The organism is Microlunatus ginsengisoli, from assembly GCF_039537205.1.
Lineage (GTDB): Bacteria > Actinomycetota > Actinomycetes > Propionibacteriales > Propionibacteriaceae > Microlunatus > Microlunatus ginsengisoli.
In genome coordinates, this window is sequence record NZ_BAABAB010000026.1 from 55,045 (window position 1) to 81,183 (window position 26,139).

The window sequence follows — 26,139 nt, forward strand, 5'->3', positions numbered from 1 at the left end:
GACCCCGCCGCTTCACCATCGATGACACCGGCGGGGCCGGGGTCGTGCTCAGGCCTGGACCGGCTCCAACCTCAGCGAGACGGAGTTGATGCAATAACGAAGGTCGGTCGGGGTGTCGTACCCCTCGCCCTCGAACACGTGCCCGAGGTGGGAGTCGCAGGTCGCGCAGCGGACCTCGACCCGCTTCATGAACATGCTGTTGTCCTCGATGTAGCGGACCCGGTCCTCGGCCAGCGGGGCGAAGAAGGACGGCCAGCCGCAGTGCGACTCGAACTTCTGGTTGCTCCGGAACAGCTCGGCACCACAGGCTCGGCAGCGATAGACGCCCTCGGTCTTGGTGTCGGTGTACTCGCCGGTGAAGGGCCGCTCGGTGCCGGCCTGGCGCAGCACGTGGAACTCCTGGGGGTTGAGCTGCGCGCGCCACTCCGCCTCGGACTTGACGACCTTGCCGACCTGGCCGGCCGGGTTGTTGTTTGCGGTATCGGTCACGGTGGTTCTCCCTTCCTGACGTGGTTCATCTCTTCGGGCGACGGAGCAACAGCGCCCCCGCTCGGCTTGTTCCCTTGCGTCTGGAGTCGGTGTCGTACCCAGACGTTACGCTCGCGCTCATGCCCACACCTGCGGTGGAACTGGACGTCGCCGGCCGGACCGTCCGGGTCACGAGCCCGGACAAGGTCTATTTCCCCGACGTCACCCATGAAGGCTCGCGGGGCCTGACCAAGCTCGACGTGGTGTCGTACGTGCTGAGCGTGTCCGACGGCATCTTCGCCGCCCTGCAGGACCGGCCGGTGACGATGGAGCGCTGGCCCGGCGGCTATCGGCCCGACGCCGTGCTCTCCACCCGCGCCGACGGACACGGGGACGCGTTCTATCAGAAGCGGGCGCCGAGCCGTGGCATGCCGGACTGGGTGCAGACGGCGACCATCACGTTCCCGTCGGGTCGGACCGCCGACGAGGTGTGCACCACCGAGCCGGCCACCGTCGCCTGGATGGCGAACCTCGGCACGCTTCGCTGGCACCCGTGGCCGGTGAAGCGGTTCGACACCGACAAGGTCGACCAGCTCCGGATCGACCTGGATCCGCAGCCGGGCACGGACTTCCGCGACGCGGCCCGGGCGGCGGTCGAGCTGCGCGGCGTGCTGGCCGACGCGGGGCTCGCCGGTTATCCGAAGACCAGCGGCGGCCGCGGGGTGCACGTGTTCGTGCCGGTGGAGCCGACGTACGGCTTCGTCGAGGCCCGGCACGCGGTGATCGCGCTGGGTCGCGAACTATCCCGCCGGATGCCGGACCACGTGACGATCAACTGGTGGAAGGAGGAGCGCGGCGAGCGGATCTTCGTCGACTTCAACCAGATGGCGCGGGATCGGACGATCGCGTCGGCCTACTCGATCCGGCCGACCCCCGAAGCCCGGGTCTCGGCGCCGCTGAGCTGGGACGAGCTCGACGGCGCCGAACCGGAGGATTTCACCATCCCGACCATGCTGACCAGGTTCGCTGACCGGGGCGACGTCTGGGCGCCGTTCTACGCCGAGCCGGCCGGCCGGCTGGACGCCGCCCTCGAGCTGTACGCGCGGGACGAGCGAGAGCTCGGCACCGGCCACGAAGGCGGCGCCGAGATGCCGTATCCCCCCGACTACCCGAAAATGCCCGGCGAGCCGCCCCGGGTTCAGCCGAGCCGCAAGAACGAGGCGAACTGGTCCTGACTGGCCGCCGGGGTTCCCGCCCACCGGTCGATTCGGATCAGCCGGCGCCGCAACGCGCGGCCGCTGCAGCTGCGCACCGCGTACGCCCGCAGCAGTTCCCAGCCCTCGGCCAGGGGATCGGTCGGCGGCCGCCGACGCTGGTTCAGCTCGGCGAAGAACGTCACCTCGGGGGAGTAGCTCACGACGCTGCCTTCCTTGTTCGCCCGGTCCTCGGGACGATCCGCCCGCTGCGTCGTCGCCGCGGCTCCGCGCGTCAAGGAGTACCGTAGCGGCCTTTCCCGTGCGTGCCCATCAGCTGGACGGCGGATGTCCACCGGGCGAACGCAACCGGTCGCCGACCACCAGCAGGTCAGGCCCGGCGACGGTAGAGCAGGAACAGCGTCTCGTCCTCGGCGTGCAGCGCCTGGTGCAGACCGAAGTGCCGCGGGTCGGGCAGGGCCGGGCCGCGGGTGCTCCGCCGCCCGTCCCCGGCCACCATCATCGGCGAGATGGTCAGCGACACCTCGTCCACCAGATCGGCCGCGAGCAGATCGCGGTGCAGCTGCGGCCCGCCCTCGCACAGCACCCGGGACTGGCCGCGTTCGGCCAGCAGGTTTGCGACCGCCGGCAGCGAGACGGACTCGCCCGGCAACCGGACGACGTCGACGCCGGCGTCGCGCAGCTCGTCCAGCGGCCCGTCCGCCCGCTCGGTGGTGATCAGGCACACGGGGCCGCCCGGTCCAGCGGCCGGGGTGGCCACGGCCGGGTCGACCCGGCCGCTGGCACTGACGATGTTCAGCGTCGGGTACGCGCTCAGTCCCTCGGCAGCGCGCAGGTCCCGTTGCCAGTCGGCGAGGTCGACCGCGCGATAGCCCTCGGCCCGGACCGTGCCGGCACCGACCAGAATCGCGTCCGACAGCGCCCGGTGCAGCGCGAAGACGTAATGATCGCTCGGTGTGTTGATCGACCCGGAGCGGCCGTCCGCGCCGGAGATCGAGCCGTCCAGGGTGGAGACGAAGTTCGTCCGGAGCCGGATCCGGCCCTCCTCGTCGGCGGGTTCGTGGCGATAGATCGTGGCGAGGGCGTCGGCCGAGATTGGGCCCGGGGCGGCGGCCGACCGGCTGAAGAGCAGCTGCACCCGGTCATCCTCTCAGGGTCGCCGGCGCAGGCCGACGACGCTGGGGCCACGGCCGGACGTACGGCACAATGCGGCCATGGCCAAGAAGCAGAAGAAGTCTGCGAAGACGCCGTCGGCTCCGCTTCCGCTGAGCGATCTGCTCCGGCTGCCGCACGGGCCGGTGGACCTGAGCACGCTGGATCCGCGGGCCACGCCCGGCTTCCCCGGCAAGGACAAGAGCGATGCGCCGGCCGCGACCGAGGTGATCGGGCCCGAGCTGAGCGAGCTGCAGGAACGGTTGTACGCAGCGGGGCGCGCCGCCGAGGCCGGCGCGCCGAGCGTGCTGCTGGTGCTGCAGGGAATGGACACCTCCGGCAAGGGTGGCGTGATCCGGCACGCGATCGGCCTGGTCGACCCGCAGGGGGTCAAGATCAAGGCGTTCAAGGCGCCGACCGCCGACGAGCGGGCGCACCCGTTCCTGTGGCGGATCACCCGCGAGCTGCCGCCGCCCGGCATGATCGGGATCTTCGACCGCTCGCAGTACGAGGACGTCCTCGTGGTGCGGGTGAACGAGCTGGTCGCCAAGTCGGTCTGGTCGGCCCGCTATCGCACCATCAACAACTGGGAGGCGAAGCTCGCGGCCAAGGGGACCGTGATCATCAAGTGCTTCCTGCACATCTCGGCCGAGGAGCAGAAGGCGCGGCTGCTGGCCCGATTGGACGACCCCAGCAAGTACTGGAAGTACAACCCCGGCGACGTCGACGAGCGGGCCAAGTGGCCCGCCTATACCGAGGCGTACGAGGCGGCGCTGGAGAAGGGCAATACCGAGGTCGCGCCGTGGTACGTCGTCCCGTCCGACCGCAAGTGGTATCGCAACTGGGCGGTGGCCCAGCTACTGCTGGAGCACCTGCGGGCACTCGCCCTCGGCTGGCCGCCCGCCGACTTCGACGTCGCCGTCGAGCGCAAGCGCGTCGCCGCCTCCTGAGCCCTCCTAAACCCGCGAGTTGTCAGGTTCTCAGCGAGCCATAGCTCGCTGAGAACCTGACAACTCGGGGGAAGGGGGGAGGAAGAGGCGCTCAGACCGCGGCGAGGTGGCGCACCGGGGTGGGCTCCTCGTCGTCGTCGATCTCGGGCAGGTCGAGGTCGACCAGCTCCATCGCGGCGACCAGGTAGCGGGCCAGGGCGGTCTCGATCACCTCTGGCTCCGGCCCCATCGGTTCGGCCACGGCGATCGCACCCATCTCCAGCGCCCGCCCGCTCTGCCGGGCGTAAGTCGGGTCCGGGGCCAGGAACCAGCTGCCGACGGCGATATGCCGGCGGCCCTGGGCGCGCAGCGTCCGGACGGCCTCGGCGGTGGACGGGCCGGAGCCGGACGCGAAGGCGGTCACGCACGGCAGCTTGTGGTGGGTGGCCCACTGCCGGGCCCGGCGGGAGACCAGCGAGTTGCTGCGGACGTCCTCGCTTCCGGCGGCCGCGAAGACCAGCCCGTCCAGCTCGCTGACCCGGCTGGCGCGCAGCGCCTCGCGGAGCCGGCGGTCGACCACGGCGAGCAACTGAGCCTCCGGACCGACCGGCCGGGAGACGGCGCAGCGCAGCGACGGGTGCGCCGTCCTCAGCTGCGCCACCAGCGCGTCCAGATCCGCTGGACCGTGGAAGGCCGACGACAGCAGCAGCGGCAGGAAGACGACTTCTTCCACGCCGCGCTTGACGAGCTTGTTCACGACCTGCGTAGCGGTCGGCGGGCGAAGTGGTTCGGTCGTCGCTTCGCTCCGCGGGTCGACGAACGCGACGTGGACGTCGAGCTCGGGCCGGATCTCCAGCAGGCCGTCGCGGATCCCGTGGCTGACTTGTGCCACGCCGGGATGGTCGCTGCCGTTGCCGAGTAGGACCAGGGAAGGAGCAGTCATGTGGGCCCCCTTATGCGGTGCTGCCGACGGCAGCGTCGAGTGTGTCGTGGTGGTGGGTGGGCAGCCCGGCGGTGATCGCGGTCGGGCCGGCCATCGCGGCGCCCAGCGTCCAGCCGTCAGCCTCGTCGACGATGATGAAGGCTCCGGTGGCGCGGTGCTCCCGGTAGGGGTCGACCGGCAGTGGCGCGGCCAGCGCCAGCTTGACCCGGCCGATGTCGTTCAGGCTCAGCGTCCGCTTCTCGACCCAGGTCGGGTGCTCGCCCTCGCCGGGATCGAGATCGAGCACCGCGTCGATGGAGCGCACGATGGCCTTGGTGATCGAGGTGCCGTGCTGGACCAGCACCCGGGATCGCTCGGCGAGGTCCCGCTCGGCCAGCCAGCACACGGTGGCGCTCACCTCGCGCAGCGCCGCGGGCGGGGCGTCGGTGGCGGCCAGGATGTCGCCGCGCGACACGTCGACGTCGGAGGCCAGCCGGATCACCACGGACTGACCGGCGACGGCCATCTCCAGCGGGCCGTCCGGGGTGTCGATCGCCTCGACATGGGTGTGCGAGCAACGCGGCAGCACCGTGATCTCGTCGCCGACCTTGACCCGGCCCGACTCGATCTTGCCGGCGTAGCCGCGGTAGTCGCCGTCGACCGCCGGAGCGTTCGCGGCCCAGGGCGCGAGCTTGGCCGACTGCGGCCGGATCACGTACTGCACCGGGAAGCGGAAATCGGCGCCGACAGCGGTCGGGGTGTCGTCGACGGTCTCCAGGTAGCCGAGCACGGTCGGCCCGTCGTACCACGGGGTGCGGTGCGACCGGGTCACCACGTTGTCGCCCTCGGTCGCCGAGACCGGGATGCAGTGGCTGTCGCGCACGCCCAGGCTCCTGGCCAGCAACGAGAAGTCGGTGGCGATCTTGGTGAACACCTCCTCGGAGTAGTCCACCAGGTCGAACTTGTTCACCACCAGGACGACGTGCGGGACCCGCAGCAAGGAGGCGACCGCGAGGTGGCGCCGGGTCTGCTCGACCACGCCGTTGCGGGCGTCGACCAGCAGCACGATCACGTCGGCGGTGGAGGAGCCGGTGACGGTGTTCCGGGTGTACTGCACGTGTCCGGGGCAGTCCGCCAGGATGAACTTGCGGACCGGGGTGGCGAAGTAGCGGTAGGCGACGTCGATGGTGATGCCCTGCTCCCGCTCGGCCCGCAGGCCGTCGGTCAGCAGAGCGAGGTCGGCGCTGGCCAGCCCTTTGCGCCGCGACACCTGCTCGACATGATCGAGGGTGTCGGTCAGCACGGAGTTGGTGTCGAACAGCAGCCGCCCGACGAGGGTGGACTTGCCGTCGTCGACGGAGCCGGCGGTCGCCAGACGCAGCAGCGTCCGCCCCCCGACGGGAGCACTGGGTGCCGGTGGCATCAGAAGTAGCCCTCTCGCTTGCGGTCTTCCATGGCGGCCTCGGAGAGCCGGTCGTCGGCGCGGGTCGCGCCGCGCTCGGTCAGCGTCGACAGCCCGACCTCGGTGATCACGTCGGCGACGGTGGTCGCGCTGGACAGTACGGCCGCGGTGCAGGACATGTCGCCGACGGTGCGATAGCGGACCGACCGGATCTCGGCGGACTCGCCGTCCTTGAGCGGGGTCACCGGGGTGATCGCGATCCACATGTCGCCGCGCTGGACGACCTCGCGGTCGTGCGCGTAGTAGATCGACGGCAGGGCGATCTTCTCGGCCTCGATGTAGTCCCAGACGTCCAGCTCGGTCCAGTTGGACAGCGGGAACACCCGGACATGCTCGCCGGGCAGGTGCCGGCCGTTGTAGAGCGACCACAGCTCCGGGCGCTGGTTGCGGGGGTCCCACTGGCCGAACTCGTCGCGCATGCTGAACACGCGCTCCTTGGCCCGAGCGCGCTCCTCGTCGCGGCGGCCGCCGCCGAACACGGCGTCGTACTCGCCGTTCTGGATGGCGTCCAGCAGCGGCACGGTCTGCAGCGGGTTGCGGGTGCCGTCCGGGCGTTCGCGGAGCCGGCCGTCGTCGATGTAGTCCTGCACCTTGGCGACCTGCAGCTGGGCGCCGTAGAACGCGACCGACTCGTCGCGATACTCCAGCACCTCGGGGAAGTTGTGCCCGGTATCGACGTGCAGCACCCCGAACGGGATCGGCGCCGGCCAGAACGCCTTCGCGGCCAGGTGCAGCATGACCACGGAGTCCTTGCCGCCGGAGAACAGCATCACCGGCTTGGCGAACGTGGCCGCGACCTCGCGGATGATGTGGATCGACTCCGACTCCAGCGCCTCGAGCTCGGTCAGCGGCCGCAGCCCGAGCGAGGACAGCTTGCGGTTCGTCTGGGAGTGCACGGCGCTTGTCATTGGAGCTCCCGGTCGATGATGGCGGTGAGCAGGGCCTTGGCGAGCTCGACCGAGGTGGACAGGTCGACCCGGCCGGTGTCGATCACCAGCTCCGCGCTGGTCGGCTTCTCGTACGGGTCGTCGACGCCGGTCATCCCGGTCAGCTCGCCACGCCGCGCCTTGGCATACAGGCCCTTGACGTCGCGGGACTCGGCCAGCTCCAACGAGGTCGAGACGAAGACCTCGGCGAACGGTACGTCGTGGCTGGCGTGGTCGTCCCGGACCGCGGTGCGGGCGTCGATGTACGGCGCGATCACCGGCACCAGCACGATCACGCCGTGTCCGGCGAGCAACCGGGCCACGTAGCCGATCCGCTTCACGTTGATGTCGCGGGCCTCCCGGCTGAAGCCGAGCTCGGCGGACAGGTGGGGGCGTACCTCGTCGCCGTCGAGGACCTGCACCCGCAGGCCCGCGGCGCGGAGGTCGGCGGCCACCGCGTGGGCGATGGTCGACTTGCCGGCCGACGGCAGTCCGGTGAACCAGAGGGTGGCGCCGGTCCCGGTGGCCGCGAGGCCGGCGACCTCGAGCACCTGGATTTCGGTATCAGTCATCGTCGTTTCTTCGGGGAGTGGATTCAGAGATGGATGCCGCACTCGGTCTTGCCGAGTCCGGCCCAACGCCCGGCCCGCGGATCGGCCGCGTCGGCCTTCTGCGTGCACGGCTCGCAGCCGATCGACGGATAGCCGTCTTCCAGCAGCGGGTTGACGATCAGGGAGTTCTGCTCGATGTAGTCGGCGACCTCGGCGTCGGACCAGCGGGCGATCGGAGCGAGCTTGATCAGGTCACGCTTGGCGTCATAGCCCACGATCGGGGTCTTCGCGCGGGCGGGCGAGTCCGCCCGCCTGACCCCGGACGCCCAGGCCCGGTAGCCCTGCAGCGCGTCGTTCAGCGGCTCGACCTTGCGCAGGGCGCAGCACTGATCGGGATTGCGGGCGAACAGGTCCTTGCCCCACGCCGCGTCCTGCTCGGCCACGGTCTGCTTCGGGGTGACGGTGATCAGATTGACGTCGTACACGGCCTGGACGGCGTCCCGGGTGCCGATCGTCTCGACGAAGTGGTAGCCCGTGTCGAGGAACACCACGTCGATCCCGGGGGCGACTCGCTCGGCCAGATGGATCATCACGGTGTCCGCCAGGGACGACGTCAGGACCAACCCGGGTCCGTACGTCTCGTACGCCCAGGTCAGGATCTGTACCGCGGACGCGTCCTCGAGCTCGGCGCTGGCGCGCATGGCGAACGCGCGACGAGACTTCTGGTAGGCGGTCTCGGACTCGGTGGCGATCGTGGTCACGTCTCCTCCGTTCGGCCCGGATTCGGTCGCAGGCCCAGGAACGTGATGGAGAACGCCCGGCCGCAGCTCCGGCATTCCCAGCCGTGCTCCAGCGGGAACAGCGTCTCCTCCGCGCAGTACGGGCAGTAGAGGATCTGCTGGCGGGTGGCGGTGTGGCTGCTCACGCCGACGTCCGTCGGCGCGCCCGGACCGGCACCCGGCACGCTCATGCCAGGACGGATTCGTCGGCACGGGCCACCCACTGGGCGAATCGTTCGTCGGACTCGCGGCCGGCCAGGTAGGCCCGGGCCAGCCGCTCGACGTAGTCGGGCACCTCGTCGGCCGTCACCTTGTGACCGCGCAGCTTGCGGCCGAAACCGGCATCCAGACCGAGACCGCCGCCCAGGTGCACCTGGAAGCCCTCGACCTGGGTGCCGTCCGGACCGGCCACGAGCTGGCCCTTCAGGCCGATGTCGGCGACCTGGATCCGCGCGCACGAGTTCGGGCAGCCGTTGATGTTCACCGTGATCGGGGTGTCCAGCGCACCGAGCCGGCGCTCCAGCTCGTCGATCACCCGGGCGGCCTGGGCCTTCGTCTCGACGATGGCCAACTTGCAGAACTCGATCCCGGTGCAGGCCAGCACCGAGCGCTTCCAGGCGTTCGGGCGGGCGGACAGCCCGATCTCCTCCGCCTCGGCGATCAGCCCGTCGAGCTGCTCACCCGCCACGTCGAGCACCAGCAGCTTCTGCATCGGCGTGGTCCGGATCCGCTGCGAGCCGTGCTTCTCGGCCAGGTCGGCGAGCGCGGTCAGCGCGCTGCCGGAGGTCCGGCCGGCAGCCATCGAGAAGCCGACGAAGAACCGGCCGTCCTTCTGCTCGTTGATCCCGACATGATCGCCGGGTGCGGTCGGCGTGATCGGTGCCGGCCCGTCGACCAGGTTCCGCTTCAGGTATTCGGTCTCCATCACGGCGCGGAACTTCTCGGTGCCCCAGTCGGCCACCAAGAACTTGATCCGGGCGCGGTGCCGCAGCCGTCGGTAGCCGTAGTCGCGGAAGACCGCCACCACGGCGGCCCACACCTCGGCCACCTCCTCCTCCGGCACCCAGGCACCGAGGCGCTGGGCCAGCATCGGGTTGGTGGACAGACCGCCGCCGACCCAGAGGTCGAAGCCGGGGCCGTACTCGGGGTGGTTCACGCCGACGAACGCGACGTCGTTGATCTCCGGCACCACGTCCTGCGACGGGTGACCGGTGATCGCGGTCTTGAACTTGCGCGGCAGGTTCGCATACTGCGGGTCGCCGATGTAGCGGTCGACGATGTCGCGGATCGCCCGGGTCGGATCGATGATCTCGTCCGCGGCGATGCCGGCGACGGGGGAGCCGAGGATCACCCGCGGGCAGTCGCCGCAGGCCTCGGTGGTGGACAGCCCGACCGCCTCCAGCCGGCGCCAGATCTCGGGTACGTCCTCGATCCGGATCCAGTGCAGCTGCACGTTCTGGCGATCGGTGATGTCCGCGGTGTCGCGGCCGAACTCGGTCGAGATGGCGCCGATCACCCGCAGCTGCTCGGTGGTCAGCGCGCCGCCGTCGATCCGGATCCGGAGCATGAAGTACTCGTCGTCCAGTTCGTGCGGCTCGAGGGTGGCGGTCTTGCCGCCGTCGATGCCGGGCTTGCGCTGGGTGTACAGGCCGTACCAGCGGAAGCGGCCGCGCAGGTCGCCGGGATCGATGCTGGCGAAGCCGCGGACCGCGTAGATGTTCTCGATCCGGGCCCGGACGTTGAGCGGGTGGTCGTCCTTCTTGGACTGCTCGTTCGGGTTCAAGGGCTCCCGGTAGCCGAGCGCCCACTGACCCTCACCGCGCTTGCGGGCGGTGCGCGCGGGCCGGGTGGGGCGGGTGGGGGTCTGGGTCATGATGGTCCTCGGTCGGGGGGCCGTCACGCGTCACGGGCGCGGGCCGGCGGGCGGGGTCGAGAGGGGGTGCGAGGCAGAGCTCAGCACGCCATGAAATGACACATCATCGACTCCGTCCGACCGAAGTCGACGAAGCGGCGCGCGGTCAGCCAGGACGGCTGATACCGGGTCGCGAGCACCGGCCGGGGGCCGGCGAGCAACTCCGATTCGATGCGCATGCCATACACCCTGTGCCACCGGTGGACCAGACGCAACTTGAAATCCCAAAAAATGAGACGCGCGTCCGCATTTTGGACAAGTGCCGGCGCACCCCGGCCCGAATTCGGATCCCTCCCGTCGATTCGGATCCGCTACACGGGATCCGGCGCACTACCGGGGATCCGGCGCGTGACAGGGGATCCGGCGCGTGACAGGGGATCCGGCGCGTGACAGGGGATCCGGCGCGTGACAGGGGATCCGGCGCGTGACAGGGGATCCGGCGCGTGACAGGGGATCCGGCAAGCCACAGGGGATCCGAGAAGCAGCGAGGTGAGAGCCGAGCGGCGAGCAGCGGAGGAGGGGCTGAGCCGGGCGATCGCCGTTTAGTGGTCGGGGTCACGCTCGCGGGCACGGATCTCGGCGGCGGTGCCGGGACCCGGCAGCGGTCCGGGCAGGTCGTCGACCCGGTCGGTCCGCCCGGCGTCACCGGCGGGGTCGACGGCGGCAGTCGGACCGTCCGCACCGGCACGGAGGCGCGCCGAGTCGCGCGGACGCCCCTCGAGCATCGTGGACAGCTCGGTCTTGGCGTTGTCCAGCTTGGTCGCCGCGCGGTTCCGGTCGTCCTCGCTCGGGTGCAGTCCGGACAGCCGCGGCCAGACCTCGTCGGCGGCCGCGTTGAACGAGGCGCCGATCAAGATGGCGAGCGAGATGACGTACAGCCAGATCAACAGCGCGATCGGCGCGGCCAGCGGGCCGTAGATGGACGTACCGCCGACCGACTGGCCGAGGAACAGTCGCAGCAGATAGCTGCCCAGCACCCAGATCAGCATGGTCAGCCCCGCTCCGGGCAGGTTCGCCCGCAGCCTGGTCCGCAACGGCACGGCCAGGTGATACAGCACGGCCAGTACGAACACCGAGCCGACCAGCACGATCGGCCAGTACAGCGACGTGATCCAGGAGACCCGGATCGGCACCACCCGGTCGACCAGGGTCGGGCCGGCCAGCACCAGGGGCAGCACGACGATCCCCACCAGCAGGAAGACGAGATAGAGCCCGAAGGACAGCGCGCGGGTCTTGACTATGCCGCGCTGCCCGCCGAGGCCGTACATGATCGTGATGGTGTCCACGAAGACGTTGAGCGCGCGCGACCCCGACCAGAGCGCGATCACGAAGCCGATCGAGATGATGTCGAAGCGTCCCCCGGCCAGTACGTCGTCGAGGGTCGGCGCGATGACGGAGTCGACCGCCTCGGGGGTGAGCGCCTGGGAGGCGAGCGCCAGCACCTGGTCGCGGAAGCCGGCGATCGTGCGGACGTCGAAGCGCTGCGCGACGTAGCCGATCGCACCGGCGAGGCCGAAGATCAGCGGCGGCAGCGAAAGGATCGTGAAGAAGGCGGCCTCGGCGGCGAGCCCGGTCACCCGGTAGCGGATCGACGCGCCGACCGTGTGCGCGGTCAGCCGCCAGGTCGCCCGGCCGAATCGGCGGGCACGGTCGGGGAGCCACGGCGCTCGCTGCGACTCACTCGAGCTGGCCACCCGTGAAGCCTACGGTCCGCTCCGCCTTTGTTCGGTCTTAAGCGGCGCGCCGTGCACTGGATCTCACCGGCCCGGCGCGGGCCGATCAGTCCAGGAGGAGGACTCATGCCCATCCCGATCACCGTCAGCTCGACCATCCTGACCCAGATCTTCGGCAGCTGGTTCCCCGATCCCGACGGCCCGGAGTGGAAGGGCCCGGGCGGCCCGCGGGTTCGGGTGTTCGAACGGTTCCTCGAGGCCGCGCTGAACCCGCAGCCGCTGCCGCCCGGCGACCCGACCGTGGTGCTCGGCGTGCGGGCCATGATCGACCGGGCCGTCGATCGGATCGAGGAAGCCGGGATCATCGTCATCGGCGGCGACCTGCAGCATGTGGTCGAGGGCACCAGCGCCTCGATCAAGCGATTCCTCGACGACGAGTTGTGCCCGCGACCGCCGCGACCCTGGCCCTGGCCGCACGTCAGCAGCGATCCGCTGACCGAGCAGCGGGTCACGCCCGCCGTGCTGGCCCGGTGCGGCCTGGAGTTCCTGCACGCGGCGGAAAACCTCGACGGCCATCCGCTGCAGCAGACGTTCGCCGATGCGGCGGCTCAGCTGTTCGACGTCGCGGCCCAGCGTCAGGCGGGCTGAGTCCGATGGCACAGGTGCGTGGCGATTCGACCACCCCGGCCGACGCCGGGGTGCTGGGCAGCAACACCGGCGGTGGGCCGGCGATCTGGGGCGCGGCCAACCCGGCCGGTCGCGGCATGGTCGGCGTGTCCGAGGAGGGCACCGGGGTCTGGGGGCACACCAAGACCGGCCGGGGAGTGGTCGGCGTCTCCGACACCGGAGTCGGCGTCTGGGGTGCGAACAAGTCCGGCCGAGCCGTGGTCGGCGCCGTCGACGAGGACGGCACCGGCGTCTGGGGTGAGGTGAAGAGCGGCACCGGCGTGGTCGGCGCCGTGCACGAGGGTGCCGGAGTCGGCGTCTCCGGTCGATGCGACACCGGCGACGGCGTGGTCGGGGTGGGCCGGCGCGGCGTGGTCGGGATGAGCGCCGACTACCAGGGGGTGTACGGCCACAGCGGCGACAACGCCGGTGTGGTCGGCGAGAGCGACCGGATGCACGCGGTGTTCGCGATCACCCACAGCCCGACCGCGGCCGGGGTCTATGCCACCAACACCGCCGGTGGTCAGGCCGCGCTGTTCGAGGGCGCGACGACGCTCCGCGGCCGCTGCACGGTCGACGGCGACTGCGTGGTCACCGGCGACTGCGTGGTCACCGGCGACCTGGTGCTGGCCGGGGCCGACGTGGCCGAGCAGTTCGACGTGGCCCCCGGGGCGGAGGTCGGCCCGGGGTCGGTGGTGGTGCTGGACCGGGAGGGCCGGCTGGCCCCGACCACCGAGCCGCACGACTGCCGGGTGGTCGGCATCGTCTCCGGCGCCGGCGACCGGGTGCCTGCGCTGGTGCTGGACCGGGGGTCCGATCCGGCCCGCGCTGCCGCCCGGCAGCCGGTGGCGGTGGTCGGCAAGGCCTGGTGCCTGGCCGACGCTACGGACGGACCGGTCAGGCCGGGCGACCTGCTGACCTCGGGCCGCCGGCCCGGTCATGCCCAGGTCGCCGGCAACCCGCTCGACGCGTTCGGTGCGGTGATCGGCAAGGCCCTGACCGGCCTCGAGTCCGGGACCGGCCAGGTGCTGGTCCTGGTGGGACTGGGGTGACCCGGCCATGAGCGGGACATCGGTCCGGCACGTGGTCGGCGGCGGGCTCTCGCTGGAGCGGCTCCGCGCCCTGGACGGCCAGCCTCGGCCCGCCGGGGCCCTCGGCCTGCTCGCCCGCTACGTCACCGACGTCGTGCTGGACGAGCCGCTGATCACCGCCGACGGCGTCGCCCTCGGCGGCCACCACCGGGTCACCCTGCACCGGGACGGCCGGTTCCGCTACGAGGGCCACGTCCGGGCGACCGGCTGGCCGTCGTACACCGTCTCGCTGGCGACCCGGATCCTGGCAGGAGACGGCACCGTCTTCACCTTCGCCGCCCAGGGTGCGGTGCACGGCACGAACGAGGCCGGTGACCGCGAGCACTCGTGGGTGATGGAGGGCAGCAACCCGATGATCGCGCTGCACTGGGCGAACCTGCGGCATGCGAGCTGGGACCACAACCTGCAGTACGACGTGGACTTCTTCGGCGACGTCGGTGACGTGGCGCTGTTCGTGCTGAAGTGGACCGTGGCGGCCGCGGTCGGCCCGGTCGGGGTGATCGTGCTGCTGGCAGCGGAGGCGATCGACCGGCTGAACCTGCAGGAACTGGCCCTGCCGGCGACGGTCGGCCTGCTGCTGACCGGCGGCGTGGTGCTGATCCTCGGTCCGGGAATGCTCATCCCGGCCCTGATCGTCGGCGTGGCCGGCGGTCTGATCACCGCGGCGCTGGTGCACCAGCGCACACTGACCGACGCCGAGTACGCGTTCGCGGACCGGGTCTTCGCCGGCACCCTGCCGCGGGAGCGGATCCGGCTGACCAACCTGGTCGGCAAGGACGATCGCGCGTTCACCGTGCCCGGGCCGGGCGGGGCGATCCTGGTTAATCTCGGCGACGGCTTCGACGACCCGATGGGCTACACCGGTCACGGCGGTCCGGAGCGGAACGTGCGCGCCGCGGGCCAGCTGCTGATCCACGAGCTGACCCACGCCTGGCAGATCGCGCACAGCCACTTCCTGCCGGGAATGATGTGCTCGGCGATCGGCAACCAGGTCGGCACCCTCGGCGGCGACATGACGGTGTACGCGTACGGTCCGGCCGGCCCGAACTTCGACACCTTCAACCTCGAGCAGCAGGGATCGATCGTCGATGGCTGGTTCGCCGGCAATCTGGCCCGGACCGAGGGGCCGCAGCGGCGGTACGTGCCGATGCTGGCCGACGACGCCAATCCATACTGGCGCTATTTACGCGACCACATCCGGGCCGGGGTGGCCTGACGGCCGATACGCTGCGGGGATGCCCGCCGCCGGGGGCGGTGGCCGGGTGCGCGATGGGCGGGTGCGGCGCTGGTGGAGCTCCGGGTGCTGGGTCCGGTGGAGGTGGTCGACGGCGACCTGGCCGGCGCCGTCGGCGGCCCGATCCCGCGCGCGATCCTCGCCCTGCTGGTGATCAGCCCCGACCCTCTCGGCCGCGACCGGCTGATGGACGAGCTGTGGGGGGCCGAGCCGCCGCGGACCGCCGTCAACGCCCTGCACGTCCACCTCAGCACCGTCCGGCGGCTGCTCGGCGACCGGCTGCGGACCACCGCCGCGGGGTACATGCTTGCGCTCGGTCCGGACGACACGGTCGATCTCGCCGAATTCGACGCCGGCCTGCGCGAGGCCACCCTGCACGGCTTCCGCACCGCGGCCGGGCTGTGGCGTGGCACGCCCTTCGCCGGTGCCCGGCCGACTCCGAGCCTGGACGCGGAGGCGGTCCGGCTCGCCGATCGCCACGCGGAGGCGCTGCACGGCATGGGGCTGGCCGCGCTGGAGGCCGGCGACGACGCGGGCGCGGTGACCGAGCTGACGCCGGCGGTGGCGACGTACCCCACGCACGAACGGCTGACCGCCACGTTGATGCTGGCCCTGCACCGGGCCGGGCGGAGCGCTGACGCGGTGCGCTGCTTCGCCGCGTTGCGCTCGGCGCTGGCCCGCGAGCTCGGCGTCGAACCGGGACCGGAGGTGACGTCGCTGGTCCGGGCGATCGAACGGGACGACCCGACTCTGGCCCGCCCGGCGGAGTCGCGGCTGCCGGTCGCGCCGACCCGGTTCGTCGGCCGGGAGCAGCAGCTCGCCGAGACCTCCGACCTGCTCGGCCGGCACCGGGTGCTGACCGTGGTCGGCCCGGCCGGGATCGGCAAGACCCGGTTGGCGGACGAACTGATCCGGCGCTGCACGGCGGACTATCCCGGTGGGGTGGTGCCGGTCGACCTGAGCCGGTTCGCACCCGAGCTGGACCTGCGGGCGGAGCTGGCCGCGGTGCTCGATCTGCGGGTGGAGCAGGCCGCCGCGGTGCCGGCCCTGCTGGCCGCGCACGCCGCCGGCCGGCGGCTGCTGCTGGTGCTGGACAACTGCGAACACCTGCTGGCCTCGTGCGGGCTGCTCGTTCGCGACATCGCCGCCGAGGCTCCGACGGTCCGGGTGCTCGCCACCAGCCGGATCCCGCTCGGCGTCCCCGGCGAGCAGGTGTACGTCCTCGGCGGCCTCGGGCTGCCGTCGGTCCGGGCGGAGCCGGTCGAGATCGTCGAGGCCGAAGCGGTCCGGCTGTTCGCCACCCGGCTCGCCGAGGCCCGCAGCGGCCAGGGTCTGCGGCCGGCGGAGGCGCTGGCAGCCGGCGAGCTGTGCCGCCGGCTGGACGGGCTGCCGCTGGCGCTGGAGCTCGCCGCGGTCCGGGCCAGGACCATGGCGATCAGCGACCTGCACGCCCGGCTCGACGCGCAGATCGACGTGCTGTCCCGGCGGGGTCCGATGGCAGGCTCGCACGCGAGCCTGCAGGCGTCCCTGGACTGGAGCGTGGAGCTGCTGCCCGAGCGGCTGCGCCGGCTGTATGCCCGGCTGAGCGTCTTCGAGGGCGCGGTCGACGCGGAGACGATCGCCTCGGTGGTGGCATCGCTCGGCGACCGGCCGGGCGCGTCCGTCGACGACGTGATCACCGATGTCGCCGAGCTCGCCGACAACTCCTTGCTGGCCGTCGACCTGTCCACCGTGCCGACCCGCTACCGGATGCTGGCCGTGATCAGGCTGCACGCCCACCGGCTGCTGGTCGAGGACGGCGAGGAGGACGCGGTCCGGGCGCGGCACACCGGGATGGTGCTGGCGCTGGCCGCGGCGGCGGCCGAGCCGCTGGCGACGTACGACCCGGCGTGGTTGCGCCGGATCAACGCGTTCCACGACGACATCCGGACAGCGATCGACCGCCTGGTCCGGGCCGATCCGGTGGCGGCGCTGCAGGTGTGCACCCAGGTCTGGTGGTACTGGCTGACCGGGAGCCGGAGCGCCGAAGGGTTGTCCCGGCTGGGCGATTGCCTCGGCCGGGCCGTGGACGCGGACTGGCGGCTGCGGATGACGGGTCACCGGGCTGCGGGTGCGCTGGCGCGGCAGATGGGAGACCTGGAGCTGGCCCGGCGACAGATCGAGGCGGCGCTGGGTCTGGCCGAGGAGGCCGCCGACGACGCGGCCATCGCCACCTGCCTCGGCTCGCTGGCCATCACGCTGACCGCGTTGGGGGATCTGGACGGGGCGGCCGCGCAGGCCGGTCGCGCGATCGCCATCCACCGGAGCGCGGGCAACCTGCGCGCGGCAGCCAACGGGCTGAACAACCTCGCCGTGATCGAGCGCGGGCGGGACCGGCTGGAGCAGGCCGACGCCTTGCTGGCCGAGGCCGATGAGATCGCGGCAGCGGTCGGGGCGCAGCGGCTGAGCGCCGCCGTCTGGACCAACCGGGCGACCATCGCACGCCGCCAGGGTCGTCACGCCGACGGCCATCGGCTCGCGCTGACCGCACTCCGCGGCTATACCGAACTGGGCTACCTGGACGGTCAGCTGGACGGCGCCGAGGCGGTCGCGCTGGCGCTGATCGGGCTGGGGGAGCCGGCCGAGGGACTGACCGTGCTGGAGGTCTGCGGCCGGGAGCGGGACGCGTCGGCGACGTACGCGTTCGTGCCCGATGAGGTCGCCGAGCGGGACGCCGCCGAGCTGGCCGCGCGCGACGCCCTCGGCCCGGCCGCGTCCCGAGAGTGTCGCGACCGCGCCCGTGAGATCGGCTTCGCCGAGTTGGTCGCCCGGCTGCTGGACGAGCCGTCCGGCTGAGTGCTGTCGCATTTCGGGCGCTCGAAGCTCGGTCCCGCCCGAATCGGGCAGCAGCGGTCGATCGAGCGCCCGAAATGCGCCACTTGCCCGCGGCGAGGATGTCCCCGATCCTGACCTCGCCCGCCGCTACGATTCAAAAATCCTTTGTCCCACGCCCGATGGGGACGACGACCACGAAGGGAAGTCTCATGACGTACCAGCCGCCGCCCGGGCCTGTCGGGCCGCCGCCGCAGGATCCGGGCCGCACGCTCGGCATCGTCGGCCTGATCTTGGCGATCTTCTGCAACCTGATCGGCTTGATCATCAGCATCATCGCCTACACCCGCTCCAAGAACGCGGGCTACAAGAACAACATCGCGATGGCCGGCATCATCGTCGGCGCCGTGCTGCTGGTGCTGAGCCTGATCCTCAACTTCACCGGAGCCCTCCGCGGCATCATGGGCCGATAACTCGAGCCCAAGTGTGTTTGAGGCTGGCCCGGCAACCGCCGGGCCAGCCTTTTTGTGTGCCTGACTCTTGGGCACCGATCGTTCGCGATATATCGTTGACCTATCGCCGTCGAGCAGTCGACCGGAGGCGGTCGGCACCGAGGGACGGCAGGGAGAGGTTGGTGCTCGTCATGACCGGTGCATACGCGATGGACACGCCCTGGCTCTGGTTCGCCCGGCAGTGCGGCGGAGGTCCCTGGGCCGAGCGGCTGCGGGCCGAGAGGTTCCGGGCCGAGAGGTTCCGGGGCGAGCGACTCCGGCAGGCCAGGGACGACTGGTTCGCGGCGATGGGCGCCCGCAAGGCGAGCCACGGGCCGCACGCCTACGGCCCATGGGGACCCTGGGCCCCCTTCGCCGGCCAGCCTCCGTTCGGGCCGCCCTTCGCTCCCGGCTGGGGCCGGGGTGGACGCGGGCCCAAGGCCCGCCGCGGCGACGTCCGGGCCGCGATCTTGTCGGTGCTCTCAGACGCGTCGCTGAACGGCTACCAGATCATCCAGGAGATCGCCGACCGCAGCGGCGGCGCCTGGAAGCCGAGCCCGGGTTCGATCTACCCCACCCTGCAGCAGCTCGAGGACGAGGGTCTGGTTCGGGCCGACTCCGCCGACGGGAAGCGGACGTACAGCCTGACCGAGGAGGGCCGGACGTACGTCGCCGAGCATGCCGACGAGGTCTCCGCGCCCTGGCAGTCGATGGCCGACGCCGAGGCCGCCGACGACGGGCTCAAGCCGCTGATCGCCCAAATCGCCGCCGCCATCTGGCAGATCGCCTCGGTCGGTACGCCCGAGCAGCAGGCCCGCGGCCGGGAGGCTCTGGTTGAGCTGCGACGTAAGCTGCATAGCATCCTGGCCGAGCCCGACCCGAGCCCGACCGACAACGCTGGCGAGAGCACAGACGAGGCGCAATGACTGGCTATTCGGGGAATTCACCGTCCTGGGGACGACCGGATCCGCGCAGCGGGATCCCGCCGTGGATGTGGCCGGTGGTGATCGACGCGCGACAGCGCGAGGTGACGCCGGCGACGCCGGTCCGGATCGGAGACGCCGAGCGCGACGAGGCGGTCTCCGCCCTGGGCGACCACTTCGCCGCCGGCCGGCTCACCCGGGAGGAGCTCGACGAGCGGATCGACCAGGCGGTGCAGGCGAAGTTCAGCACCGATCTGGAGCCGCTCTTCGCGGACCTGCCCAAGGCCGAGCGCGAGCCGGCGCGGACCGGACCGCGGCCGGGCCGGCCGCGCCAGGGCTCGCCGCTGTTCCTGATCCTGCCGCTGATGGTGATCGGCCTGGTGCTGACCGCGCTGGCTCTCGGCACGCCGCAGATCCTGTGGGGCCTGGTCTGGATCGCGATCCTGGGCCGGTTCTGGGGCGGCCGGTGGGGTGGTGGCCGCGGACCGCACGGCCCGTACGCCCATCGGCCGGGACCTCCCGCGCACTACCGCTGACCCGGAGTAAGGTCCACGCTGGCCGCCGTCCCCAGCGCCGGATCGGCGCGCGACGGCCCGGGAGACACCAGACCGATGCCACGCGTGTTCAACTTCAGCGCCGGACCAGCCACTCTGCCTGAGGAGGTGCTCGCCCAGGCCGCGGAGGAGATGCTGGACTGGCACGGCTCGGGGCAGTCGGTGATGGAGATGTCCCACCGGGGCAAGGAGTTCATCTCGATCGCGGCCGAGGCCGAGGCGGATCTGCGCACGCTGCTGGACATCCCGGACGGCTACCACGTCTTGTTCCTGCAGGGCGGGGCGACGCTGCAGTTCGAGCTGATCCCGATGAACCTGATGCGCGGCAAGCGGAGCGTGGACTATGTACACACCGGCGAGTGGGCCAAGAAGGCGATCGCCGCCGCCCGCGGGCTGGCACCGAGCGTGAACCTGGCGGCGAGCGCGGAGGACCGCGGCTTCACCTACGTCCCGCCGCAGTCCACCTGGCGGCTGTCCGACGACCCGGCGTACGTCCACTACACCGCGAACGAGACCATCGGCGGGGTCGAGTACCACTGGATCCCGGAGGCCGGCGACGTGCCGCTGGTCAGCGACATGTCCTCCAACATCTTGTCCAAGCCGCTGGACGTGTCGAAGTTCGGCCTCATCTACGCCGGGGCGCAGAAGAACATCGGCCCGGCCGGCCTGACCATCGTGATCATCCGGCCCGACCTGGTCGGGCTCGGCGTGCCGACCCCGCCGCTGATGATGGACTACGCCACCCACGTGAAGTCGGAGTCGATGCACAACACGCCGCCGACGTACGCGATCTATATCGCCGGGCTGGTGTTCAAGCGGCTGCTGGCAACCGGCGGGCTGGCGGGTGCGGAGGAGCGCAACATCGCCAAGGCGGCGGTGCTCTACGACTTCCTGGACGCGTCCGACTTCTATGCCAACCCGGTCGATGTCGCGGACCGCTCCCGGATGAACGTGCCGTTCACGCTGCCCGACCCGGCCCTGGACGCTGAGTTCCTGGCCGGCGCCAAGGAGCGGGGCATGGTGCAGCTGAAGGGACATCGCTCGGTCGGCGGGATGCGGGCCTCGATCTACAACGCGATGCCGATCGAGGGGGTCCGGGCCCTGGTCTCGTACATGGCCGAGTTCGCCGCGAGCAAGGGGTGAGCGTGAGCGGGCTCGATCAGACGGGAGACAGCATGAAATACCGGGTGCGGGTGCTCAACCAGGTGTCGACCAACGGTCTGAAGCGACTGCCGTCGGAGCGGTTCGCCGTGTCGGCCGACGCCGAGGAGCCGCACGCCATCCTGCTCCGCTCGGCCGATCTGCACCGTGCGCCGATCCCGGACAGCCTGCTCGCTGTCGGCCGGGCCGGGGTCGGGGTGAACAACATCCCGGTGGCCGCGCTGTCGGCCCGCGGGGTGCCCATCTTCAACTCCCCGGGCGCGAACGCCAACGCCGTCAAGGAACTCGTGCTGTCCGGTCTGTTGCTCGCGGCCCGGAACCTGGACGGCGCGCTCGGCTTCTCCGGCCGGCTCGACCCGTCCGATCCGGAGCTGGAGGCCCGGGTCGAGGCCGGCAAGAAGGAGTTCGCCGGCTACGAGCTCGCCGGCCACACCCTCGGTGTGATCGGGCTGGGCAAGATCGGCTGCCTGGTCGCCGACGCCGCGATCAAGCTGGGCATGAAGGTGATCGGGTACGACCCGGAGATCACGGTGGACGCGGCCTGGAGCCTGCCGTCGACGGTGAAGAAGGCCCATCACCTCGGCGAGGTGCTGAAGCACAGTGATTTCGTCACCTTGCACGTGCCGCTGCTGGAGGCGACCCGCAACATGATCGACGCGGCCGGCGTCGCCCAGCTGCGCAGCGGTGCGGTGCTGCTGAACTTCTCCCGCGGCGGTGTGGTGGACGAGGCGGCGGTGATCGACGCCTTGGAGACCAAGCGGCTCGGCCACTACGTCTGCGACTTCCCGGCACCGCACCTGATCGGTCGCGGGGGAGTGATCCTGCTGCCGCACCTCGGCGCCTCGACCCGCGAGGCCGAGGAGAACTGCGCCATCATGGTCGCCGAGCAGGTGCGTGACTACCTGCTGGACGGCAGCATCGTCAACGCGGTGAACTTTCCGGCCGTGACGTTGCCGCGCGAGTCCCCGTTCCGGATCGCGATCGCGAACGCCAACGTGCCGAACATGGTCGCCCAGGTGTCGCACGAGATGGGTCAGCAGGGACTCAACATCGCCACCATGACCAACAAGTCCCGCGGCGACATCGCCTACACGCTGGTCGACGTGGACAGCCACGTGCCCGACGGTGTGATCGCCGGGATCGCCGCCCTGGAAGGCGTGCTGAAGGTCAGGTACCTCCCGCTCGCCGACTGACCCGGCGCGGGCGTCTCCCGACCGCAGACTGAGTTCCCCGCCGGCCGCCCCACCCCTCCCGGTGCCCGCGACCGACGGGTCGCGTGGCTCCCTGGGCCCGTTCCCACCTCCGACGATGTCGGCGACCCCTTGACCAGTGGATTCCACTTGTGTCATAGTTCTTGCATTCCACTTGTCGAATGGTTTGAGGGTCGATCCGATCCTCGCGACGGAACGGACGCACGAGCGATGAAGCTGGAGCACATCTTGCTGGGGGCCCTCCTGGAACGCCCCAGCACGGGCTACGACCTGAAGAAGTTCATGGACACCCACGGCCGCTTCCTGCGGTCCAACACCCAGATGAGTCAGGTCTACCGATCGCTGACCGCGATGACCGACCGCGGCTGGGTGCGGTTCACCGCCGAGGACCGGCCGGGTGCCCAGGACGCCAAGATCTACTCGGTGACGGCCGAGGGGGCCACGGTCTTCCTGGACTGGCTCACCGGCGCCTACCAGCCGCCCACCCGGTTCGAAGATCCCGAGCTGTCCGGCCGGCTCGCCTTCGCCGGCTTCATGACGATCGACCAGCTGATCCGGCTGCTCGACGTCGAGATCGAGGCCCGTCGCCAGCAGGTCGCCCGCTATCGCTTCCGCGACCGCGACATCGACTTCGAGCCCACGATCGCCTTCGACCAGACGCTCGCGCGCTCGCTCGGCCAGCGGCTGCACGAGATCGGCGCCGCGGCCATCGACACCCACATCGAGCAACTGACTGCGCTCCGCGACGACCTGCTCGACGGCCACCTGCCTGCCCGGGCGGCCACCGAAACCCTGACCGAGAAGGAGATCTCGCGATGAAGGCGATCATCGTCATGTTCGACAGCCTGAACCGGCACCTGCTGCCGCCGTACGGACCGTCGTTCGTGCACGCCCCCAACTTCGAACGGCTGGCAGCCCGCACGGTCACCTTCGACAACTGCTATGCCGGCTCGATGCCGTGCATGCCGGCTCGCCGCGAGATGCACACCGGCCGGTACAACTTCCTGCACCGCAGCTGGGGGCCGCTCGAGCCCTGGGACGATTCGATGCCGGAGCTGCTGAAGCGCTCCGGGGTGCACACGCACCTGGTGTCGGACCATCCGCACTACTGGGAGGACGGCGGGGCGACGTACCATCCGCGCTACTCGACCTGGGAGTTCTTCCGTGGCCAGGAAGGCGATCCGTGGAAGGGCGTGGTTTCGGCCGGCGTGAACCAGGGCGGGTTCAAGAACGCCCTGCACCGGCAGGACCAGGTGAACCGGTCGTACATGCCGACCGAGGACGAGCACGCGCAGACCCTCACCTTCGAGGCCGGGCTGGACTTCCTGCGGACCAACGCCGACGCGGACAACTGGCTGCTGCAGATCGAGACGTTCGACCCGCACGAGCCCTTCTTCACCCACCAGCACTACAAGGATCTCTATCCGCACGACTACGACGGACCGCAGTTCGACTGGCCGGCCTACGAGCGGGTCACCCAGGATCAGCAGACGGTCGACCACGTGCGGAACGAGTACGCCGCCCTGGTCACCATGTGCGACCGCTCGCTGGGACGCGTGCTCGACGCGATGGACGAGCTCGGACTGTGGGACGACACGATGCTGCTGGTCAACACCGACCACGGTTTCCTGCTCGGCGAGCACGGCTGGTGGGCCAAGTCGGTCCAGCCGTGGTTCAACGAGTTGGTGCACTTGCCGATGTTCCTGTGGGATCCGCGGTTTCCGGCGGCAGGGGAGCGGCGCGACGCGCTGGTCCAGACCGTCGACATCGCGCCCACCATGCTGGGCTACTTCGGGCTGCAGCCGACGGCCGATATGCAGGGTGGCGACCTGGCAGCCGTCGCTCGGGCCGACCGCCCGCTGCGCGACGGCGCGCTGTTCGGCATCCACGGCGGCCACGTCAACGTCACCGACGGTCGCTACGTCTACATGCGGGCGCCGGAACGGCCGGACAACGCGCCGCTGGAGGAGTACACCCTGATGCCGACCCACATGCGGGGGCGGTTCGAGGTCGCCGAGTTCGCCGACGCCGAGTTGGCGCCCGCGTTCGGTTTCACCAAGGGCGTACGTCCGCTGCGGATGACCGGGCGGGCGGCGATCAATCCGTACGCCTACGGCACCCTGCTGTTCGACCTGGAGACCGATCCGGGCCAGCGGCACCCCATCGTCGACGACGCGATCGAGCTCCGGATGATCGAGCTGCTGGTCACGCTGATGCGGGCCAACGAGGCGCCGGAGAGCCAGTTCGTCCGGCTCGGGCTGCCCGCGATCGGTGCCGTCGGATCACAGCACCTGCTGGTCTCGCGACAGGCCGATCGGGCCGCCGAGGCCGCGGAACCCCTTCCCCCGTTGGAGAGTTTCGCCTCCGGCGACCTCGGACTGGACACCCCGCTGCACGAGCTGCTGGCCAATCCGGCGGCCGCGCACGTGATTACCACGCACCTGCCGGCACTTCGGCACAACGAGATGATCAACATGATCGCCGGCTCCTCGATCTATCAGATCGCCGCCGTCGTCCCCGTTCCGCACCGGACCCTGTCGGCGGTCGCCGACGAGCTCGCCGCACTTCCCGCGTGAACCCTCACACCGTCCACCACCACCCGAATCCGGCATGAACCGCGCAAGATCAGAGAGGATCTCCATGACCACGACCGCCCCCGTCGACGACCCCACCGCAAGCCCAGCGGGTGGCCCGGTCGAAGGCGCCGAACAGGCCCGCCACGTCCCGCACCGCTGGCGCAACCTCGCCACGCTGACCGGAGTCACCGTCGTCGACAGCACCGAGGCGGGGCTGACGACGACGCTGTTCCCGACGATCTCCGCGGCGCTCCGGCTGAACACCGGCCAGCTCGGCATGCTCGCCGCGCTGGGCAAGCTCGTTGCCGTGCCGTTCGGCCCGGGCTGGGTGTGGCTCGCCGGACGTACCTCGCGGCGGACCGCCTTGATCGCCGCCACCGTGGCCGGCGGCGTGTTCGGCATCATCGCCGGTTTCGCGAACGACTTCACCCATCTGCTGATCGCGAACACACTGATGGCGGCCTGCATCATCGGTGCCGGACCGATCTCGAACTCGATCATCTCCGACTCCTTCGACGACGCCCATCGCGGCCGCGCGGTCGGCTACTTCTACGGCATCAGTGCGCTGCTCGGCTCGTTCATCGGCCCGCTGGTTGCGCAGCTGTCCGGCTTCTCCGACGGCTGGCGCTACGGCATGTGGGCGATCGGCGCGATCTGCATCCTGGCCGGCCTCGGCATCCTCGTCTTCTATCGTGAGCCGGGCATCGGTGCCGCCGAGCGGCAGCTGGCCGACCTGTCCTCGAAGGACCGGCGCGGACAGAAGGTGACCTTCGCCTCGGTCCTGTCGCTGTTCAAGATCCCCACCTTCAGCATCATGATGGCCTCCCGGCTGCTGTCCGGGCACCTGCTGATCGCGGTGTTCGGCGTGCAGTTCCTGGTCACCGAGCGCGGCTTCACCAACGCCGTCGCCGCGCTCGTGCTGCTGCCGTTCGGCGTGGGCTACTTCGCCGGCACCGTCGGCGGCGGCTGGATCGTCACCCTGCTCGACCGCGTACTGCCCCGGCGCGGCCGGGTTGCCTTCATCCAGTGCGCCCAGATCCTGTTCGCCGTGATCGCCTTCTTCGGCACCCAGTTCCACTACTCCGAGATCGGTGTGTACGCGGTCTTCTGGGCCCTGATGGGCTTTGCGCAGGGCCTCAACCCGGGCGTGAACCGGCCGATCGTGATGTCGGTCGTGCTGCCGGAGCTGCGCGGGCAGGCCTTCGCGATCTTCCTGACCGTGTTCGAGACGATCGGCTGGGCGTTGTTCTCCCTCGGCGCCGGCGTGCTTGCCGAGTCGCTCGGCATCCAGACCGTGTTCCTGTGGATCCTCGTCGGCCTGATGCTGGTGAACGCGGTGGTGCTCTCCGCGCTGTACGTCACCTACCCGAAGGATCGGGCCCGGGTGACCGACGAGCTGGAGGAGCGCCGGGCCGCTGCGCTGAGCTGATTGC

At 70.8% G+C, this 26,139-nt stretch carries 26 protein-coding genes; 14 read left to right on the top strand and 12 right to left on the bottom strand.

What is annotated here, in order from left to right; translation table 11 throughout:
- Positions 1-48: 48 nt before the first annotated feature.
- Positions 49-489, bottom strand: a complete 441-nt coding sequence (gene msrB / locus ABD747_RS17825; RefSeq protein ID WP_344807061.1) for a peptide-methionine (R)-S-oxide reductase MsrB — start codon at positions 487-489, stop codon at positions 49-51.
- Between the two features lie 119 nt (positions 490-608).
- Between msrB and ABD747_RS17830 the strand changes: the two genes are divergently transcribed.
- A complete protein-coding gene (locus ABD747_RS17830) occupies positions 609-1,703 on the top strand; it encodes a DNA polymerase domain-containing protein (protein ID WP_344807063.1) in 1,095 nt (364 codons plus the stop codon).
- Here ABD747_RS17830 and ABD747_RS17835 read toward each other — a convergent pair.
- Together ABD747_RS17835 and ABD747_RS17840 are read right to left on the bottom strand one after the other, a co-directional pair.
- Positions 1,667-1,960: a hypothetical protein gene (locus ABD747_RS17835; RefSeq protein ID WP_344807065.1), complete on the bottom strand. Its 294-nt coding sequence runs from the start codon at positions 1,958-1,960 to the stop codon at positions 1,667-1,669. The genes ABD747_RS17830 and ABD747_RS17835 overlap by 37 nt on opposite strands.
- Before the next feature lie 92 nt (positions 1,961-2,052).
- The gene (locus ABD747_RS17840; RefSeq protein WP_344807067.1) at positions 2,053-2,820 is read right to left on the bottom strand and encodes a dihydrofolate reductase family protein; all 768 of its coding nucleotides are present in this window, start codon (positions 2,818-2,820) and stop codon (positions 2,053-2,055) included.
- Between the two features lie 76 nt (positions 2,821-2,896).
- Between ABD747_RS17840 and ABD747_RS17845 the strand changes: the two genes are divergently transcribed.
- Complete coding sequence (locus ABD747_RS17845) at positions 2,897-3,784, top strand: PPK2 family polyphosphate kinase (RefSeq protein ID WP_344807069.1); 888 nt, start codon at positions 2,897-2,899, stop codon at positions 3,782-3,784.
- A gap of 91 nt (positions 3,785-3,875) precedes the next feature.
- On the opposite strand, the gene ABD747_RS17850 is transcribed toward ABD747_RS17845, so the two are convergent.
- The 9 genes from ABD747_RS17850 to ABD747_RS17890 all read right to left on the bottom strand — a co-directional run bounded on the left by ABD747_RS17850 (position 3,876) and on the right by ABD747_RS17890 (position 12,009).
- Positions 3,876-4,706: a sirohydrochlorin chelatase gene (locus ABD747_RS17850; RefSeq protein WP_344807071.1), complete on the bottom strand. Its 831-nt coding sequence runs from the start codon at positions 4,704-4,706 to the stop codon at positions 3,876-3,878.
- A gap of 10 nt (positions 4,707-4,716) precedes the next feature.
- Positions 4,717-6,108, bottom strand: coding sequence for a sulfate adenylyltransferase subunit 1 (locus tag ABD747_RS17855; protein ID WP_344807073.1), 1,392 nt, complete (start codon positions 6,106-6,108; stop codon positions 4,717-4,719).
- The gene (gene cysD, locus ABD747_RS17860; RefSeq protein ID WP_344807075.1) at positions 6,108-7,055 is read right to left on the bottom strand and encodes a sulfate adenylyltransferase subunit CysD; all 948 of its coding nucleotides are present in this window, start codon (positions 7,053-7,055) and stop codon (positions 6,108-6,110) included. Before cysD ends, ABD747_RS17855 begins: the two co-directional genes overlap by 1 nt.
- Complete coding sequence (gene cysC / locus ABD747_RS17865) at positions 7,052-7,645, bottom strand: adenylyl-sulfate kinase (RefSeq protein ID WP_344807077.1); 594 nt, start codon at positions 7,643-7,645, stop codon at positions 7,052-7,054. Before cysC ends, cysD begins: the two co-directional genes overlap by 4 nt.
- A gap of 23 nt (positions 7,646-7,668) precedes the next feature.
- Positions 7,669-8,385, bottom strand: coding sequence for a phosphoadenylyl-sulfate reductase (locus tag ABD747_RS17870; protein WP_425562557.1), 717 nt, complete (start codon positions 8,383-8,385; stop codon positions 7,669-7,671).
- On the bottom strand, positions 8,382-8,594 hold the full coding sequence (locus tag ABD747_RS17875; RefSeq protein ID WP_344807079.1) for a hypothetical protein: 213 nt from the start codon (positions 8,592-8,594) through the stop codon (positions 8,382-8,384). The genes ABD747_RS17870 and ABD747_RS17875 overlap by 4 nt, the downstream gene beginning before the upstream one ends.
- The gene (locus ABD747_RS17880) at positions 8,591-10,276 is read right to left on the bottom strand and encodes a nitrite/sulfite reductase (RefSeq protein WP_344807081.1); all 1,686 of its coding nucleotides are present in this window, start codon (positions 10,274-10,276) and stop codon (positions 8,591-8,593) included. Before ABD747_RS17880 ends, ABD747_RS17875 begins: the two co-directional genes overlap by 4 nt.
- Before the next feature lie 80 nt (positions 10,277-10,356).
- On the bottom strand, positions 10,357-10,494 hold the full coding sequence (locus ABD747_RS17885) for a hypothetical protein (RefSeq protein WP_344807083.1): 138 nt from the start codon (positions 10,492-10,494) through the stop codon (positions 10,357-10,359).
- 363 nt (positions 10,495-10,857) lie between these two features.
- Positions 10,858-12,009 carry a YihY/virulence factor BrkB family protein gene (locus ABD747_RS17890; RefSeq protein ID WP_344807085.1) on the bottom strand — a complete coding sequence of 384 codons (1,152 nt, stop codon included), beginning with the start codon at positions 12,007-12,009 and terminating at the stop codon, positions 10,858-10,860.
- Positions 12,010-12,114: 105 nt separating this feature from the next.
- Here ABD747_RS17890 and ABD747_RS17895 point away from each other — a divergent pair, with 105 nt between their 5' ends.
- The 12 genes from ABD747_RS17895 (at position 12,115) to ABD747_RS17950 (ending at position 26,135) form a co-directional block, all read left to right on the top strand.
- Positions 12,115-12,636, top strand: coding sequence for a hypothetical protein (locus ABD747_RS17895; RefSeq protein WP_344807087.1), 522 nt, complete (start codon positions 12,115-12,117; stop codon positions 12,634-12,636).
- Positions 12,637-12,641: 5 nt separating this feature from the next.
- Positions 12,642-13,706 (top strand): hypothetical protein, encoded by a 1,065-nt coding sequence (locus ABD747_RS17900; protein ID WP_344807089.1) that lies wholly within the window; start codon positions 12,642-12,644, stop codon positions 13,704-13,706.
- 7 nt (positions 13,707-13,713) lie between these two features.
- Positions 13,714-14,961: a hypothetical protein gene (locus tag ABD747_RS17905; protein ID WP_344807091.1), complete on the top strand. Its 1,248-nt coding sequence runs from the start codon at positions 13,714-13,716 to the stop codon at positions 14,959-14,961.
- Between the two features lie 84 nt (positions 14,962-15,045).
- Entirely contained in the window at positions 15,046-17,814 is a 2,769-nt protein-coding gene (locus tag ABD747_RS17910; protein ID WP_344807093.1) for a BTAD domain-containing putative transcriptional regulator, read from the top strand.
- Positions 17,815-18,002: 188 nt separating this feature from the next.
- Positions 18,003-18,263, top strand: a complete 261-nt coding sequence (locus ABD747_RS17915; protein ID WP_344807095.1) for a hypothetical protein — start codon at positions 18,003-18,005, stop codon at positions 18,261-18,263.
- Between the two features lie 170 nt (positions 18,264-18,433).
- Positions 18,434-19,207 (top strand): PadR family transcriptional regulator, encoded by a 774-nt coding sequence (locus tag ABD747_RS17920; protein WP_344807097.1) that lies wholly within the window; start codon positions 18,434-18,436, stop codon positions 19,205-19,207.
- Positions 19,204-19,740, top strand: a complete 537-nt coding sequence (locus ABD747_RS17925; RefSeq protein ID WP_344807099.1) for a DUF1707 SHOCT-like domain-containing protein — start codon at positions 19,204-19,206, stop codon at positions 19,738-19,740. Before ABD747_RS17920 ends, ABD747_RS17925 begins: the two co-directional genes overlap by 4 nt.
- Before the next feature lie 75 nt (positions 19,741-19,815).
- Positions 19,816-20,901, top strand: a complete 1,086-nt coding sequence (gene serC, locus ABD747_RS17930) for a 3-phosphoserine/phosphohydroxythreonine transaminase (protein ID WP_344807101.1) — start codon at positions 19,816-19,818, stop codon at positions 20,899-20,901.
- 2 nt (positions 20,902-20,903) lie between these two features.
- Positions 20,904-22,112 carry a phosphoglycerate dehydrogenase gene (locus ABD747_RS17935; protein WP_344807103.1) on the top strand — a complete coding sequence of 403 codons (1,209 nt, stop codon included), beginning with the start codon at positions 20,904-20,906 and terminating at the stop codon, positions 22,110-22,112.
- 228 nt (positions 22,113-22,340) lie between these two features.
- Positions 22,341-22,949 (top strand): PadR family transcriptional regulator, encoded by a 609-nt coding sequence (locus ABD747_RS17940; protein ID WP_344807105.1) that lies wholly within the window; start codon positions 22,341-22,343, stop codon positions 22,947-22,949.
- Positions 22,946-24,706 (top strand): sulfatase, encoded by a 1,761-nt coding sequence (locus ABD747_RS17945; RefSeq protein WP_344807106.1) that lies wholly within the window; start codon positions 22,946-22,948, stop codon positions 24,704-24,706. Before ABD747_RS17940 ends, ABD747_RS17945 begins: the two co-directional genes overlap by 4 nt.
- A 64-nt stretch (positions 24,707-24,770) precedes the next feature.
- Positions 24,771-26,135, top strand: a complete 1,365-nt coding sequence (locus ABD747_RS17950) for an MFS transporter (protein ID WP_344807108.1) — start codon at positions 24,771-24,773, stop codon at positions 26,133-26,135.
- Positions 26,136-26,139 lie beyond the last annotated feature (4 nt).

Excerpts from the sequence above, each read along its gene's own strand:
- ABD747_RS17830 (WP_344807063.1), top strand. The coding sequence starts at position 609 with ATGCCCACACCTGCGGTGGAACTGGACGTCGCCGGCCGGACCGTCCGG.
- ABD747_RS17845 (WP_344807069.1), top strand. The coding sequence starts at position 2,897 with ATGGCCAAGAAGCAGAAGAAGTCTGCGAAGACGCCGTCGGCTCCGCTT.
- ABD747_RS17850 (WP_344807071.1), bottom strand. The coding sequence starts at position 4,706 with ATGACTGCTCCTTCCCTGGTCCTACTCGGCAACGGCAGCGACCATCCC.
- ABD747_RS17855 (WP_344807073.1), bottom strand. The coding sequence starts at position 6,108 with ATGCCACCGGCACCCAGTGCTCCCGTCGGGGGGCGGACGCTGCTGCGT.
- cysD (WP_344807075.1), bottom strand. The coding sequence starts at position 7,055 with ATGACAAGCGCCGTGCACTCCCAGACGAACCGCAAGCTGTCCTCGCTC.
- cysC (WP_344807077.1), bottom strand. The coding sequence starts at position 7,645 with ATGACTGATACCGAAATCCAGGTGCTCGAGGTCGCCGGCCTCGCGGCC.
- ABD747_RS17875 (WP_344807079.1), bottom strand. The coding sequence starts at position 8,594 with ATGAGCGTGCCGGGTGCCGGTCCGGGCGCGCCGACGGACGTCGGCGTG.
- ABD747_RS17880 (WP_344807081.1), bottom strand. The coding sequence starts at position 10,276 with ATGACCCAGACCCCCACCCGCCCCACCCGGCCCGCGCGCACCGCCCGC.
- ABD747_RS17885 (WP_344807083.1), bottom strand. The coding sequence starts at position 10,494 with ATGCGCATCGAATCGGAGTTGCTCGCCGGCCCCCGGCCGGTGCTCGCG.
- ABD747_RS17895 (WP_344807087.1), top strand. The coding sequence starts at position 12,115 with ATGCCCATCCCGATCACCGTCAGCTCGACCATCCTGACCCAGATCTTC.
- ABD747_RS17900 (WP_344807089.1), top strand. The coding sequence starts at position 12,642 with ATGGCACAGGTGCGTGGCGATTCGACCACCCCGGCCGACGCCGGGGTG.
- ABD747_RS17905 (WP_344807091.1), top strand. The coding sequence starts at position 13,714 with ATGAGCGGGACATCGGTCCGGCACGTGGTCGGCGGCGGGCTCTCGCTG.
- ABD747_RS17915 (WP_344807095.1), top strand. The coding sequence starts at position 18,003 with ATGACGTACCAGCCGCCGCCCGGGCCTGTCGGGCCGCCGCCGCAGGAT.
- ABD747_RS17920 (WP_344807097.1), top strand. The coding sequence starts at position 18,434 with ATGACCGGTGCATACGCGATGGACACGCCCTGGCTCTGGTTCGCCCGG.
- ABD747_RS17925 (WP_344807099.1), top strand. The coding sequence starts at position 19,204 with ATGACTGGCTATTCGGGGAATTCACCGTCCTGGGGACGACCGGATCCG.
- serC (WP_344807101.1), top strand. The coding sequence starts at position 19,816 with ATGCCACGCGTGTTCAACTTCAGCGCCGGACCAGCCACTCTGCCTGAG.
- ABD747_RS17940 (WP_344807105.1), top strand. The coding sequence starts at position 22,341 with ATGAAGCTGGAGCACATCTTGCTGGGGGCCCTCCTGGAACGCCCCAGC.
- ABD747_RS17945 (WP_344807106.1), top strand. The coding sequence starts at position 22,946 with ATGAAGGCGATCATCGTCATGTTCGACAGCCTGAACCGGCACCTGCTG.
- ABD747_RS17950 (WP_344807108.1), top strand. The coding sequence starts at position 24,771 with ATGACCACGACCGCCCCCGTCGACGACCCCACCGCAAGCCCAGCGGGT.